General features: G+C 61.0%; 13 protein-coding genes. 3 read left to right on the top strand and 10 right to left on the bottom strand.

Translation table 11 applies throughout. The features are described 5' to 3' along the window. Positions 1 to 56: 56 nt before the first annotated feature. The 5 genes from amtB to ACJ8PN_RS00955 form a co-directional block, all read right to left on the bottom strand. The gene (amtB, locus tag ACJ8PN_RS00975) at positions 57 to 1,343 is read right to left on the bottom strand and encodes an ammonium transporter AmtB (RefSeq protein ID WP_004940322.1); all 1,287 of its coding nucleotides are present in this window, start codon (positions 1,341 to 1,343) and stop codon (positions 57 to 59) included. Positions 1,344 to 1,379: 36 nt separating this feature from the next. Further along, entirely contained in the window at positions 1,380 to 1,718 is a 339-nt protein-coding gene (glnK, locus tag ACJ8PN_RS00970; protein ID WP_004940327.1) for a P-II family nitrogen regulator, read from the bottom strand. Between the two features lie 278 nt (positions 1,719 to 1,996). After that, positions 1,997 to 3,775: a multidrug efflux ABC transporter permease/ATP-binding subunit SmdB gene (gene smdB, locus ACJ8PN_RS00965; RefSeq protein ID WP_442534532.1), complete on the bottom strand. Its 1,779-nt coding sequence runs from the start codon at positions 3,773 to 3,775 to the stop codon at positions 1,997 to 1,999. Continuing rightward, positions 3,768 to 5,543, bottom strand: a complete 1,776-nt coding sequence (gene smdA, locus ACJ8PN_RS00960) for a multidrug efflux ABC transporter permease/ATP-binding subunit SmdA (protein WP_437189275.1) — start codon at positions 5,541 to 5,543, stop codon at positions 3,768 to 3,770. Before smdA ends, smdB begins: the two co-directional genes overlap by 8 nt. A gap of 92 nt (positions 5,544 to 5,635) precedes the next feature. Then, positions 5,636 to 6,097: an Lrp/AsnC family transcriptional regulator gene (locus ACJ8PN_RS00955; protein ID WP_004940330.1), complete on the bottom strand. Its 462-nt coding sequence runs from the start codon at positions 6,095 to 6,097 to the stop codon at positions 5,636 to 5,638. A gap of 122 nt (positions 6,098 to 6,219) precedes the next feature. Here ACJ8PN_RS00955 and ACJ8PN_RS00950 point away from each other — a divergent pair, with 122 nt between their 5' ends. Next, the gene (locus ACJ8PN_RS00950) at positions 6,220 to 7,260 is read left to right on the top strand and encodes a PLP-dependent cysteine synthase family protein (protein WP_411261209.1); all 1,041 of its coding nucleotides are present in this window, start codon (positions 6,220 to 6,222) and stop codon (positions 7,258 to 7,260) included. Positions 7,261 to 7,320: 60 nt separating this feature from the next. On the opposite strand, the gene cof is transcribed toward ACJ8PN_RS00950, so the two are convergent. After that, positions 7,321 to 8,145 carry an HMP-PP phosphatase gene (cof, locus tag ACJ8PN_RS00945; RefSeq protein WP_171453428.1) on the bottom strand — a complete coding sequence of 275 codons (825 nt, stop codon included), beginning with the start codon at positions 8,143 to 8,145 and terminating at the stop codon, positions 7,321 to 7,323. A gap of 104 nt (positions 8,146 to 8,249) precedes the next feature. On the opposite strand from cof, the gene ACJ8PN_RS00940 reads away from it, so the two are divergent. Beyond that, positions 8,250 to 9,965, top strand: a complete 1,716-nt coding sequence (locus ACJ8PN_RS00940; protein ID WP_171453427.1) for an SgrR family transcriptional regulator — start codon at positions 8,250 to 8,252, stop codon at positions 9,963 to 9,965. 115 nt (positions 9,966 to 10,080) lie between these two features. Continuing rightward, positions 10,081 to 10,779, top strand: coding sequence for a 7-cyano-7-deazaguanine synthase QueC (gene queC / locus ACJ8PN_RS00935; protein ID WP_442534531.1), 699 nt, complete (start codon positions 10,081 to 10,083; stop codon positions 10,777 to 10,779). Between the two features lie 36 nt (positions 10,780 to 10,815). Here the strand turns inward: queC and ACJ8PN_RS00930 are convergent, their stop codons facing one another. The 4 genes from ACJ8PN_RS00930 to hupB all read right to left on the bottom strand — a co-directional run bounded on the left by ACJ8PN_RS00930 (position 10,816) and on the right by hupB (position 14,231). After that, a complete protein-coding gene (locus tag ACJ8PN_RS00930; RefSeq protein WP_004940344.1) occupies positions 10,816 to 11,229 on the bottom strand; it encodes an acyl-CoA thioesterase in 414 nt (137 codons plus the stop codon). 154 nt (positions 11,230 to 11,383) lie between these two features. Beyond that, positions 11,384 to 11,758: a ComEA family DNA-binding protein gene (locus ACJ8PN_RS00925; protein ID WP_442534530.1), complete on the bottom strand. Its 375-nt coding sequence runs from the start codon at positions 11,756 to 11,758 to the stop codon at positions 11,384 to 11,386. A gap of 138 nt (positions 11,759 to 11,896) precedes the next feature. Next, positions 11,897 to 13,780 carry a peptidylprolyl isomerase gene (ppiD, locus tag ACJ8PN_RS00920; protein ID WP_004940347.1) on the bottom strand — a complete coding sequence of 628 codons (1,884 nt, stop codon included), beginning with the start codon at positions 13,778 to 13,780 and terminating at the stop codon, positions 11,897 to 11,899. 178 nt (positions 13,781 to 13,958) lie between these two features. Beyond that, positions 13,959 to 14,231: a nucleoid-associated protein HU-beta gene (hupB, locus tag ACJ8PN_RS00915; protein WP_004940351.1), complete on the bottom strand. Its 273-nt coding sequence runs from the start codon at positions 14,229 to 14,231 to the stop codon at positions 13,959 to 13,961. Positions 14,232 to 14,309 lie beyond the last annotated feature (78 nt).

Genomic DNA, 14,309 nt, shown 5'->3' with positions numbered 1-14,309 from the left:
GCCCCTTTTGGCTTCATCATTATTTTAGTCTTTAGCGCACTGCCCTGCTTTGAGCCTTACTGGTTGTAGGCGCTCTCGCCGTGGCTGTTGACGTCCAGCCCCTCGCGTTCCTGCTCCTCCGGCACTCTCAATCCAACCATGGCGCCCGCGATCTTGAAGGCGATAAAGGCGGCGACGCTCGACCACACCAGCGTGATCAGCACGCTCACCAGTTGGATCCAGACCTGATGGCCCATCGTCACCCCTTCGGCGTAACCGGTGCCGCCCAGTGAAGAGGCGGTAAACACCCCGGTCAACAGGCAGCCGACGATGCCGCACACCCCGTGCACACCGAACACGTCGCAGGTGTCGTCCACTTTCAGCCATTTTTTCAGCGTCACGACGCCCCACAGGCCGGCGACGCCGCCCACCAGGCCGATGATCAACGCCCCGCCCACGCCCACGGTGCCCGCCGCCGGCGTCACTGCTACCAGCCCGGCGATCATGCCGGAGCAGGCGCCCAGCAATGAAGGCTTGCCGCGCAGCACCCACTCGGCGAAGGTCCAGGAGAGAATGGCGCCCGCAGTGGCAACCACGGTGTTGAGGAATGCCAGAGCCGCAATGCCGTTGGCCGCGCTGGCGGAACCGGCATTGAAGCCGAACCAGCCGATATACAGGATGGACGCCCCGGTAAACACCATCGGCAGGTTGTGCGGTTTGAAGGCCTCTTTACCGAAGCCGGCGCGCTTGCCAATCAGGTAGGCGCCGATCAACCCGGCGCTGGCGGCGTTGATGTGCACCACGGTGCCGCCGGCGAAGTCCAAGGCGCCGTCGGCGGCCAGGTAACCGCCGCCCCACACCATGTGCGCGATCGGCAGATAAGACAGCGTGAACCAGAGGATCGCGAAGATCAGCACCGCCGAGAAGCGAATGCGTTCGGCGAAGCCCCCCACCACCAGCGCCACGGTGATACAGGCGAAGGAGGCCTGGAAGGCGACGTGGATCATTTGGCTGATGCTGCCGGTGACGCTGTCGATGCCGATGCCTTTCAGCATCGCCGTTTCGAACCCGCCGAACACCGCATTGCCCTCGCTGAACGCCAGGCTATAGCCGTACAACACCCACAGCACGCAGACCAGCGCGAAGGTGACGGTGACCTGCGTCAGCATCGACAGCACGTTTTTGCCGCGCAGCAAGCCACCGTAAAACAGCGCGATGCCCGGCAGCGTCATGAACAGCACCAACGCGGTGCAGATCATCATAAAGGCGTTGTCGGCCTTATCAGCGACCGCCGGGGCGGCCAGGGCCAAAGAAGGAACCAGGGTTACCGAACTCAGGCCCAACATGGATAACAGTCTTTTCATTATCAATCCATCCCCATCACTTAACTGAGTTCGCGGTTACAGTGCCGATTCGTCGGTTTCACCGGTGCGAATGCGGATCACACGTTGCAACTCGGCAACGAAAATTTTGCCGTCGCCGATTTTGCCGGTGTAGGCGGCTTTGCTAATCACATCAACCACTTCATCCAACTGATCGTCGGCGATGGCGATATCGATTTTGACCTTGGGCAGGAAATTGACGTTATATTCGGCGCCGCGATACAGCTCGGCGTGCCCCTTCTGGCGGCCAAAGCCCTTCACTTCGGTTACGGTCAACCCCTGAATGCCCACGGAGGACAAGGCCTCGCGCACGTCCTCCAGCTTGAACGGTTTGATTACCACGGTCACCAGCTTCATATTGCCCCTCCACGAATTAAGCCCAAACTCACCCCTGGTACGCGTCATATGTAGCAAGGGCTGTGCCAAATTTAATTTTGCAGGGCGATTCAGCGGATTAGCGGGCACGCGGGCGCAGCCGCGAGGCAGCACGGCACCGATACCTTGGATAGGTTAAATAATGCGCACTGATTTGGTGCACATCGCGTCGAAAAAGTGCAGAAAGGGGGCGTGACCCAGATGGTTTGCCTGCTTATGGTGCGTTGGAAAGAAAGAAGGGCCGCGAGCGCGGCCCATATTCAGGCGGGTTGGCTCTCCTCGCGCACCGCTTCCGCCAACTGCTCGCCCGCCAACTGCAGTTGGTACATCTGGTAGTAACGCCCCTGCTGCGCCAGCAGCTGCTGATGGTTGCCCTGCTCCACCGCCTGGCCGCGATGCAGCACCAAAATGGAATCGGCGTCGACGATCGTCGAGAGGCGGTGAGCGATCACCACCAGCGTGGTGTGCTCGCGGATCGCACGCAGCGCGCGCTGGATAGCCTGCTCGGTGCCCGAGTCGATATTGGCGGTCGCCTCGTCGAGGATCAGGATCTGCGGCGCCTGCACCAAGACCCGCGCCATCGCCAGCAGCTGTTTCTGCCCAACCGACAGGTTATTGCCCTGCTCCCCCAGTCGGGTGTGAATCCCCTGCGGGAAGCCACGCACCAGCTCCGCCAGCTGCACCGTTTCCAGCGCTCGCCAAACGGCGTGTTCCTCGATATTGCGCCCCAGCGTCACGTTGGCCAGCACCGAATCGGCGATCACCACCGGATCCTGCTGCACCATGGCCACGCCCAGGCGCAGCGTGCGGTGTGACAAGCTGGAGATCGGGCGGCCATCGAGACGCACTTCCCCCTCGCTGACCGGGTAATAACCCATCAGCAGGTTGGCCAAGGTGCTCTTGCCGCTGCCGGTGTGCCCGACCAGCGCCACGAAGCCACGCGACGGCACCGACAGCGAAATATGCTGCAGCACCTTTTTGTCCGCGCGGTAAGCGAAGCTCAGATCGGTGATGTCGATGCGGCCGCCGGCCAACGGACTATCGTCGGAACCGTAACTCTGCTGGCTGCGATCCATCAGTTCGAAAATGCGTTCGCCGGCCACCACCGCCTGCTGCAGGATCGACTGTTGTGACGTCAGCTCGATCAACGGTTCGTTCAAACGCCCCAGGTAGTTGATGAAGGCATAGAGTACGCCGACGCCAATCACGCCTTCACCGCTGAAGCCGAACAACATCAGCAAACCGCACAGCACCAGCGCCGAAAACAGGCTGAGCAGCGGCCGCAGCAGGAAACCGTCGAGCCGCAGCGTCTGCATGCGCGCGAGATAGTGCGACTGGCTGGCGGCGCTCATGCGCTCGCCGAAGCGCACCTGCTGGCGGAATTGCTGGATCACGCCCATGCCGTTGATCACTTCGTTGAAGCCGTCGTTGATGTCCGCCAGATAACTGCGCACCCGGCGCACAATCGGCGTGCTGTAATATTGATAGATGCCCATCACCACGAACACCGCCGGGAAGATGCAGATAGCCACCAGCGCCATGCGCCAGTCGAGGCTGAACATCGCCACCAGCATGGCGCCGATCAGCGCGGCGCTTTTCAGCACCGTGGAGACCACCATCACGTACAGGTCCTTGATCACTTCGGTGTCGTTGGTGACGCGCGAGATCAATTGCCCGACCGGTTGCGTGTCGAAGGCGCTGAGCGGCTGGCGCAGCGCGGCGTCCATCACGTCGGTGCGCAGCCGCTGCACCACGCCTACCGCCGCCTGGTTGAACAGCAGCGCCTGGAAGTAATGCAGCGCCGCCGCCAGCAGCTCCAGCAGAATGTAGGCCGCCGCCAACCCGCCGACGATCATCAGCGGCAGTTGCCCTTTGGCGACGTAATTATCGATAAAATAGCTCACCAGGATCGGCCCGGCGACTTCCGCCGCCGCCGCCACCCACAGCATCAGCACCGCCACCCCCAACGGTTTGCGGTACGGCGAACCGTAGGCCAGCAGGCGCTTCAGCGTCGGCCACAGCTTTTGCACTTTATTCATCGGCCAACGCCTCCTCGCCGTTTTCCGGCGCTTCGTCCAGCGCCGCTTCCAGCTGCTGATAGCGGTACATATCGCGATACCAGCCCGGCTGCGCCGCCAGCGCCGCCGGATCGCCGCGCTGCGCCACGCCGCCGTGCTGCATCACCAGGATTTCGCTGGCCTCGGTTAATGCCGACAGCCGGTGTGCGCTGATGATCACCGTGCGACCTTGCCCCCAGCTGCGCAGGTTGTGCAGGATCTGGTGTTCGGTACGGCCATCCACCGCCGATAGCGCATCGTCGAGGATCAGGATCTCCGCATCCAGCAGCAGCGCGCGCGCGATGGAGATGCGCTGTTTCTGCCCGCCCGACAGCATCACGCCGCGTTCGCCCACCTCGGTGTCATAGCCCTGCGGCAGCCGCAGAATGTCCTCATGGACGCTGGCTAACCGCGCCGCCTGTTCGATCTGCGCCTGCGTCGCCCCCGGATGGCCCAGTGCGATGTTGTTCGCCACGGTATCGGAGAACAGGAACGGCGTTTGGCTCACCACCGACAGCCGCGAACGCCAGTCGTCGAGTTTGACCTGCGGCAACGGCAGGCCGTGATAGCGGATCTGCCCTTGATCGACGTCGAACTGGCGCTGGATCAGCGACAGCAGCGTCGATTTGCCGGCTCCGGTCGGCCCGCATAGCCCCAGCATTTGCCCTGGTTTCAGCGTCAGCGCCACATCGTGCAGCGCCGGATGCGGGTTTTCCGGGTAGTGGAACGCGCGGATATCCACCTCCAGCACGCCGCGCCCGGCCGGCAACGCCTGCGGGCCATCCTGCACCGCAGGCGCCTCGTCGAGCAGGCTGCGGATGCGGCTGTAGGCTGCGCTGCCGCGCTCGACGATATTGAACATCCAGGCCAGCGCCAGCATTGGCCAGATCATCAGGCCGAGGTACATCACAAAGCTGGTCAGTTGCCCGAGCGTCAGCGAACCGTTCACTACCATCCAGCTGCCGCCGCCGATAGCCAACAGGTTAGACGCGCCGATGGCGATATAAATGGTCGGATCGAAGCGCGCATCCACCCGCGCCACGTGCATGTTCTTGGCCCCGGTCTGCGCCGCGACGTCGGCGAAGCGGTTGGATTGGTGATCTTCCAGCCCGAAGGCCTTGATCATGCGGATGCTGGTCATGCTTTCCTGCGCCTGATCGTTCAGGCTGGAAAACGCCGCCTGCGCCGATTTAAAGCGCTGGTGCAGCTGGTCGCCGTAATATTTAATGGCGATCGCCATCAGCGGCATCGGGATTAACGCCAACACCGTCAGCTGCCAGCTGATTTGGGTGCTCATGACCACCAGCACCACCACCCCCATCACCAGCGAATCCACCAACGTCAACACGCCTTCACCGGCGGCGAACACCACGCGATCCACATCGTTGGTGGCGCGCGCCATCAGGTCGCCGGTGCGATGACGCAGGTAGAACGCCGGGTTTTGTCGGCTGAGCTGGCGGTAAAAGTTTTCGCGCAGTTCGACCGCCAGCTGGTAGGAAGCGCCGAACAGCAGCACCCGCCACACATAGCGCAGCAGGTAAACGACTATCGCGGTGCCGATCATCAGCCCGAGCCAGGCCAACAGCACGCCGGTGGACATCTGTTTTTCGGTGACGCCATCCACGATGATGCCGACCAGCTTAGGCGGCAACAGTTGCAGGATGGCGATGACGATCAGCAGCACCACCGCCCCGAGGTAGCGGCGCCACTCCCGGCGGAAGTACCAGCCGATTTGTGCAAATAATCTCACGCAGTTTGATTCCAGGATTTTATGGGATTTGTCTCTTTTTCTGCTTCAGCAGAGCAGGATACCACCGTTGAGCCGCCCGTCCGGTTAACTTTTCACTCCGGCACCGGCAGCGCAGTGGTGTATTTGATTTTTTCCATGGCAAAGCTCGAGGTGACGTCAATAAGGCCCGGTACGCCGTTCACCAGGCGCTTATAAAAGCCGTCGTAGCTTTTCATGTCCGCCACTTCGACCTGCATCAGGTAGTCGTACTCCCCCGCCATCCGGTAGAACGCCAGCACCTCGGGCATCTGGCTGGTCAGCTGCACAAACGCCTGATACCACTCGCTGCTGTGCTGCTGGGTCTTGATCAGCACGAACGCCGTCAGCCCCAGCCCGAGCTTTTCGTTATCCAGCAAGGCCACCCGGCCGCGGATATAGCCTTCGTCTTCCAGACGCTTCAGCCGTTTCCAGCACGGCGTAGAGGTCAAATTGACCGCATCGGCCAGCGCCTGCAGCGACTGGGTGCAATCTTGCTGCAGCATGCACAGCAGCTTACGGTCTGTTTTATCTAACATAGCGGCAACCCGGAGAAAAATTTTCTCCCATTAGGCGATTAAACAGGGAAAATGGCAATCCTTTTTTCCTGCCGACAGGCTATGCTACGCCATAAACCAGCCCCCTATTCTGAGGCCAAATCATGACAAACTCTTGGGTAAAATATGCTATCGGTGAAATAGAAGCGGATTTTCAGCGCTCCGCCGATACGCACCTGATTCGCCTGAACCTGCCGGCGTTTCCCGGCATCTGCCTGTACCTGAAAGATGAAAGCACTCACCCGACAGGCAGCCTGAAACACCGCTTGGCGCGCTCGCTGTTCCTTTATGGCCTGTGCAACGGCTGGATCACCGAGAACACCACCATCATCGAGGCCTCTTCCGGCAGCACCGCGGTCTCCGAAGCCTACTTCGCCCGTCTGATCGGCCTGCCGTTCATCGCGGTGATGCCGTCCTGCACCGCGCGCCGCAAGGTGGAACAGATCGCCTTTTACGGCGGCCGCTGTCACTTCGTCGATCACGCCGCCCAGATCTACGCTGCCTCCGAACAGTTGGCGAAAGAGCTGAACGGCCACTATATGGATCAGTTCACCTACGCCGAGCGCGCCACCGACTGGCGCGGCAACAACAACATCGCCGACAGCATCTTCCGCCAGATGGCGCGCGAACCTTTCCCGGTGCCGAAACACATCGTGATGAGCGCCGGCACCGGCGGCACCTCCGCCACGCTGGGGCGCTACATTCGCTATCAGGGGCACGACACCCAATTGACGGTGGTCGATCCGGAAAACTCGGTGTTCTATGACTGCTTCCACCACGGCGATCGCACCCTGATCGGCAGCTGCGGCAGCCGTATCGAAGGCATCGGCCGCCCGCGCGCCGAGCCGTCGTTCATCCCGTCGGTAGTCGACAACATGCTGCGCGTGCCGGATGCCGCCAGCGTCGCCACCATTCACTGGCTGGAAAGCGTGCTGGGCCGCAAGGTTGGCGCCTCTACCGGCACCAACGTTTGGGGTGCGCTGCAGTTGGCGAAGCAGATGCGGGAAAACGGCGAGCAAGGGGCGATCGTCACCCTGCTGTGCGACAGCGGCGAGCGTTATCTGGATACCTATTACAACCCGGAATGGGTCAGCAACAACATCGGCGATCTGCAGCCGTATCTCGCGCAGCTGGCGGATTTGTAACGCCAGGCTTCGGCTAAAAAAAAGCCGGGTAGTCATACCCGGCCGGCTGTAAGGAGAACCTCATTCTTCGGGGGAATAGGTGAGGCAAGGTGAACGCAGCCAATGTTGTAAATAGTGAGCCACCGCCTGTTGTTGGCAATGGCCGATAACCGGTAGCTGCGGCAGCAGGGATTTCAGCTGCGGCAGGGCGTTGCCCATCACCACGCCGTGCCCCACCGCTCCCAGCATCTCTTTGTCGTTCATCGCGTCGCCGAACGCCATGCAGTCGGCCATCGTCAGCCCCAGATGACGGCTCAGCCGCTCCAGCGCCGTGCCTTTGTTGCAACCGAGCGGCAGCACCTCCAGACAGTCGTAGGCGGAAAAGCACAGGTCTGCCTCATCGCCCAATTGCGCCCGCAGCTGCACCTGCAACGCCAGCAACTCCTCATGTGGCGCGACAAAGCACACCTTGCTGTTGCCGAACGCCGGCAGAAGGCGCACATCGGCCAGTTGAAAACGAAAACCGCTCAGGTGATGCGCCCGCAGCATCTCTTCCGGCACGGGAAACTCGGTCAGCCAACCTTCGTCGCGGAATACATGCATGCTGGCGCGGGTGCGCCAATGATGATGCAGCACCTCTTCGGCCACCGCCGCCGGCAGGTCGGTGGCGTGCAGCTGTTGGCCGCGGTTGTCATATACCCGCGTGCCGTTGCCGGTGATCAGGTACCCCTGCAGCCCCAGTTGCGCCATGATCGGTTGCGCATCGAGGTAGTGGCGCCCGGTGGCGAACGTCACCACCATCTCACGCTCCACCAGCTGGTTCAGCACCGCCAGCGTTTCCGGGCCAACCCGGTGATCCGGCATCAACAGCGTGCCGTCCATATCGAAAGCTGCCAGGCGATACATAAAGACCTCATGAATGTGAACGCGATTACAATCACTGCAGTATGGGATGGTATTTGCGGAAGTAATAGTGAACAATTTGAGAAAACTGTTCCGGATTTCTGCCCATGCGCCTGGTTCACCGCCTCAGCCAATATCAACGCCTGTATCAACAGCTCGGCAGCGCGCCGATCGCCGTGACCATCGGCGAACTGGCGGCGATGTTCTACTGCAGCGAACGCCATGCCCGCACGCTGGTGCAGCAGCTGCAGGATCAAGGCTGGCTGAGCTGGCATTCGCAGCCCGGCCGCGGTAAGCGCGCTCGCCTGCACTGCCTGAAAACCCCGGATGAACTGCGCGCGCAGCTGCTTCAACAGCTGCTGCAACAGGGCAATCATCAGGGAGCGCTGGAGATGGCGCAGCTCGATCCGCAGCACCTGCAGGATCTGCTCAGCCCGCACCTCGGCGGGCAATGGCAGGCCGGCAGCCCGACACTGCGTATTCCCTATTACCGCACGCTGGAAGCGCTCGACCCGCTCACATTGACCGGCCGCGCCGAACAACATCTGGTGTCGACCCTGCACGCCGGACTGACGCGCCTGATGACCGGTAACCCGGAACCGCAGCCCGATCTGGCGCACCATTGGCAGATTAGCGATCGCGGCCTGCGCTGGCGCTTCTTTCTGCGCAGCCAGCTGCGCTGGCACAACGGCGAACCGTTGACCGGCCACCAACTGCTGCAAACGCTGGAAAAACTGCAGCGCCATCCGCGCAGCCAACCGAGCCTGGCCAACGTCGCGCGCATCAGCCTGCCGCATCCGTTGTGCATTCAGTTCGATCTGCACCTGCCGGACTACTGGCTGGCCCACCGGCTGGCGGAGCTGCCTTGCCTGATGACTCACCCGGAGCTGCCGGCCATCGGCGCCGGCCCGTTCAAGCTGACACTGAATGAGCCGCAACTGGTGCGGCTGGAACAGCACGCCGGTTATCATCTGCAGCATCCGTATCTGGATACCATCGAATACTGGATCACCCCCGATTTACCTACCGCCGGCACCTACACCAGTTGCCAGCATCCGGTGCGCATCACCATAGGCCAGCAAGACGATTTAGCGCAGGCCCGGCCGGTGCAGCGCAGCATGAGCCTGGGCTGGTGTTATTTGGCGCTGAACCTGCGCCATGGCGTGCTGAACGAAGCCCAGGGGCAAAAGCTGCTGATGCTGATCCAGCAGTCCGGCCTGCTGAGCCATCTGCCGATCCCCAACAGCGTGATCACCCCCAGCCATGAAATGCTACCCGGCTGGCGCATCCCCCACCAACAGGTCGAAGAGGATGTCGCCCTGCCCGCCCGGCTGACGCTGCTGTATCGGCCGCCGGTCGAGCTGGAAACGGTGACGGCCGCGCTACAGCGGTTGCTCGCGCAGCACGGCTGCGAGCTGGAAGTGCGTTACTATGCCGGCAAGCGCTGGCAAAGCGAGGAACAGATCGCCCAGGCCGATCTGCTGCTGGCGGACAACCTGATCGGCGAAGCGCCGGAGGCGACGCTGGAGAGCTGGCTGCGGCAGGATACGCTGTGGCGCGGCATCCTGACGGAAAGCCGCTGGCAGCAGCAACAGGATACGCTGCGGCAGATCCAGCAGCTGCAGGCGCAGCAACCGCGTTTCGCACGGCTGCAGGCCTATTATCAACGGCTGATGGCCGCCGCCATCATCACGCCGCTGTTCCACTACCAGTATCAGATCAGCGCGCCGCCGCGCATGCATGGCGTCACGCTGACCGCCCACGGCTGGTTCGATTTTTGCCAGGCGTGGCTGCCGCCGCCGGTGGACGACGCACCGGCCTGAGCCGAACCGCCCTGCGCCTGGCGGCCCTTTCTGCTACTATTGTCGCCGCAACGCAATTTTTATCCTGCCGCCCGAATGTGTATCGGGAGAGGCCAAAGCCCAAAAAGGTGATTTTATGAAGCGCGCGGTTGTCGTTTTCAGCGGTGGACAAGACTCCACGACCTGCTTAATCCAGGCATTGCAACAGTATGACGAAGTTCACTGCGTCACGTTCGATTACGGCCAGCGCCATCGCGCCGAGATTGAAGTGGCTCAAGAACTGTCGGTAACCCTCGGTGCCAAGGCGCACAAGGTGCTGGACGTAACGCTGCTCAATGAGCTGGCCGTCAGCAGCCTGACGCGCGACAATATTCCGGTTCCCGCCTACGATCCCAACCAGAAAAATGCGCTGCCGAGCACCTTCGTACCGGGCCGCAACATCCTGTTCCTGACGCTGGCGGCGATCTACGCCTACCAGGTCGAAGCGGAAGCGGTGATCACCGGCGTGTGTGAAACCGATTTCTCCGGCTACCCGGATTGCCGCGACGAGTTCGTTAAAGCACTGAACAAGGCGGTGACGCTGGGCATCGCCCGCGATATCCGCTTCGAAACGCCGCTGATGTGGCTGAACAAGGCCGAGACCTGGGCGCTGGCGGATTATTACCACCAGCTGGATCGCGTACGCCAGGATACGCTGACCTGCTACAACGGCATCAAGGGTGACGGCTGCGGCGAGTGCGCCGCCTGCAACCTGCGCGCCAATGGCCTGACGCAGTACCGGACCAACCAGGCAGAAGTGATGGCGGCGTTGAAACAGAAAGCCGGCCTGGCCTGAGGGCAGTGACGGCGGCAGCCTATGCCGCCCGTGAGCTTACTGCGGATTATCCTTCAGCGTGAGCGCCTCCAGGTGCTCGCGCAATTCTCCTTCGATCGGCAGCGCACGCTGCGTTTTCAGATCGACGCACACGAAAGTCAGCAGCGCGTCTGCCACCGGCGTCCCCGCCGGATCCTGCGTCACCTTTTGGCTCAGCACCCCGCTCTTGCCGTTGAGCTGCACCATCTGGCTGTCGATACGCAGCTTATCCCCCAATACCGCCGGGCTGCGGTAATTGATGTTGATGTTCACCACGATGAAAGCGATGTTGTTTTCCGTCATCCAGCGGAACCCGGCTTCGTTCTCCAACCACTCCCAACGCGCCTCTTCCAGAAACTCCAAATAGCGGGCGTTGTTAACGTGCTGGTAAACATCAAGGTGATAACCGCGAACTTTGATAAAGGTTTGCATAGGGAACGATCGCTCCTGCCTGGTGATTACAGAAAGAGGGAGCCGCGCTGGCTCCCTCGCCCGTTTGGTCAACGCGCCAAACTGGTAAGACCTGTAAAATGTAGCAGAGGAGTCACGGCCTCAGCGCCATTTTGCCACGCAGCCGCGACCGGGATCACATTTTCAGCCGGGTGCGGTTCTTCTCAAACAGCGCCGGCCCGATGCCCGGTACCTCCTGTAACTGCTCAACCTGGGTGAACGGCCCGTTCTGTTCGCGATAGCGCACGATGCCTTCCGCCTTCTTCAGGCCGACGCCGCTCAAGGCGGCGGCCAGTTGTTCGGCAGTGGCCTGATTGATGCTGACCGCCGCCTCTTCGGTTGCCTTGGTCATCACCGATTGTCCGCCATGGCTCGCCGGTGTTGAGAGCATCGGCGCCTCGTTTTTTTCCACCGCGGCGGCCGGCCCGGCCAGGCATAACAACAGCGCGGTCAGCGCGGCGTTAACGTGACGACGGTAACCGGAAAACGCTTTTTTCTCTGAATATTGCATGCTGTATCCTCCTTGTGTGTGACAGCACGGCTACCTTGCCGCGGCGGCGAATATTCAGCAATCGACGGATGTCAGATATGGAAAAGGCCGCGAAAGCGGCCTTTGTTTGTTGCACTGCGTTGCAGAAAAATGCGGCGATTACTGAGGCTGTTGCTCAGCGGCGCCCATTTTGATCTTGGCTTCTTTACGCAGGCTCGCCAGCAGCGAATCGAAGGAAACGCCGGTCGCGCCCTCTTCCATCTTGCCGACGAAGGTTTTCATTTCGTCTTCCGGCAGCGTGCCTGGCTTCACCGCATCAAGCGCAATCAGCACCACGTTGTCCTGACGATCCTGCGACATGCCGTACACCGGTTTGCCGTCCTGCGGGTGCGGCAGCGCGAACACGCTCTCCACCAGCTGGCTGTCTTCCGGCGCGCGCGCCATCTTCTGCACGGCGCCAAAGCTCAGGCCGGCGGCTTTCATCGCTTCGTCGCCCTTGCCCTGCTTCAGCTCAACCAGCAGCTTCTCGCCCTGCAGCTTCGCTGCCTGCAGCGCCTTGTTGCGTTTCACCAGTTCCGCCACGCGGTCTTTTACCTGGTCGAACGGTTCGATGCCTTCCGGCTTGTGGCCGCTCACGCGCACCACGAAAGCGCGGTCGCCGTCTACGGTGATCACGTCGGAGTTGCTGCCCGGCGCGCCGTTCTCGCCGATCAGCGAGCCGTCGAAGATCGCCTGCACCACCGGTTTGAAGTTCAGCGCGGCAGGGATGTTGTCGCGGGTGAACCAGTCGCTTTGCGCCGCTTTCACGCCGGCCGCTTCCTCAGCCGAGGCCAAAGATTCGTTGTCGCTGGTCGCCGCTTCGCTCACCTTCTGCTGCAGTGCGTAATAGGCGTCTACCGCTTTCTCCTGCTGCACCTGCTTGGCGATGGCGTCATGCACTTCGCTCAGCGGTTTCAGTTTCTCAGGTTCGATGTCGTTCAAACGCACGATCAGGTAGCCGACGGAGGATTTCACTACGCCAGACAGCTGCCCTTTCTCGGTCAGGTTAGCCTGCTTCAGTTCGTCGGCGGTGGTTTCCGGCTCCAGCCAACCCAGCTCGCCGCCGGTGCGGCGTGAGATGATGTCGGTGGATTTTTCTTTCGCCAGGGTGGCGAAATCGGCGCCCTTCTTCAGCTCATCCAGCGCCGCGTTGGCTTCCGCCTCGGTTTTCAGCTGGATCACGCTGTAGTTTTTACGCTCCGGCTGGCCGTAGCTGCTCTTGTGCTGGTCGTAGTAAGCGTTGATGTCCTCTTCGCTCACTTTCACCTTGTCCTGCATGGACGCGGCGTCCAGCGGGATATAGCTCACCTTCACCTGCTCCGGGGCGATGAAGCTGTTCTTGTTCTGATCGTAATACGCCTTCAGTTCGTCGTCGCCGGCGCTCTGTTTCGCCTGCAGCGCTTTCAAATCGATGGTCGCCAGGCGCACGTCGCGCTCCTGCAGCACCAGCGCCGCCATGGCTTGCGATTCAGACGGCAGCACGAAACCGGACTCGCCGAAGGCCTGGATCACCTGCTGATTGACCAACTGCTGGCGCATCGACTGCGCGAAGTTGTCGGCGGTGTAGCCCATGCGGCCAATCAGATCGAGATATTTGGCGTTATCGAACTGGCCGTTAGTCTGGAAGTAAGGCGCCTTGCGGATGGCGTCCTTGATCTGATCGTCGCTGACCGCCAGGCCCAGCTTCTTGGCATACTGGTCAAGCAGCATGTTGTCGATCAACTGGGACAACACCTGACGGCGCATCTGCTGCATGTAGCCTTCGTTGCCGGCCAGCGCAGAGAACTGGTCACCCAGCTGCTGCTGCATGCGGCTGCGCTCACTTTGGAAAGCCTGTTCCAGCTGAGCGCGTTCGATCGTCTGACCATTTACTTTCGCAGCATAATCGCCGGAGCCGCCGATCAGGTAGTTACCCACCCCGGTCAGAACGAATGACAGGATGATCAGGGCCAGGATGATTTTGAGCACGACGTGATTGGCAGCCGCGCGTAAATTGTCCATCATAGTGTGACAACACTCCGCTGTGATGTGGATTAACAACCCTTGCGCAGGCGCGTTCCCTGCGACAAAAATAAAAAAAGCGCATCAGTCCGATGCGCCTTGTATCTTACCTTACCAGCACCGCTGCGTCAGGTGATTGTTTATTACAAAACCCTGTTACGCTAAACGGTTAGACGCTAAATCAGTTTACAGCGTCTTTCAGCGCTTTCCCTGCACGGAAGGCAGGTACTTTGGCTGCCGCGATCTTGATCTCTTTACCGGTTTGCGGGTTGCGGCCGGTACGGGCCGAACGTTCACGCACGGTAAAGGAACCGAAACCTACCAGAGCCACGTCATCCCCTGCTTTCAGGGAGTCGGTAACGGAAGCGATTACTGCGTCTAAAGCACGTCCCGCTGCCGCTTTGGAAATATCAGCACCTGCGGCAATCTTGTCGATCAGTTGTGACTTATTCACTCTATCATCCCCTCTAGAATTCTATCGTCGCACCGAAAAATCCCTACGGTTGCGACAGCGCAGCTGTTATATCAATCC

Source organism: Serratia sp. CY76391 (assembly GCF_052166695.1).
GTDB classification, from domain to species: Bacteria; Pseudomonadota; Gammaproteobacteria; order Enterobacterales; family Enterobacteriaceae; genus Serratia; species Serratia nematodiphila.
This window is presented reverse-complemented; position numbering and strand designations above follow the sequence as displayed.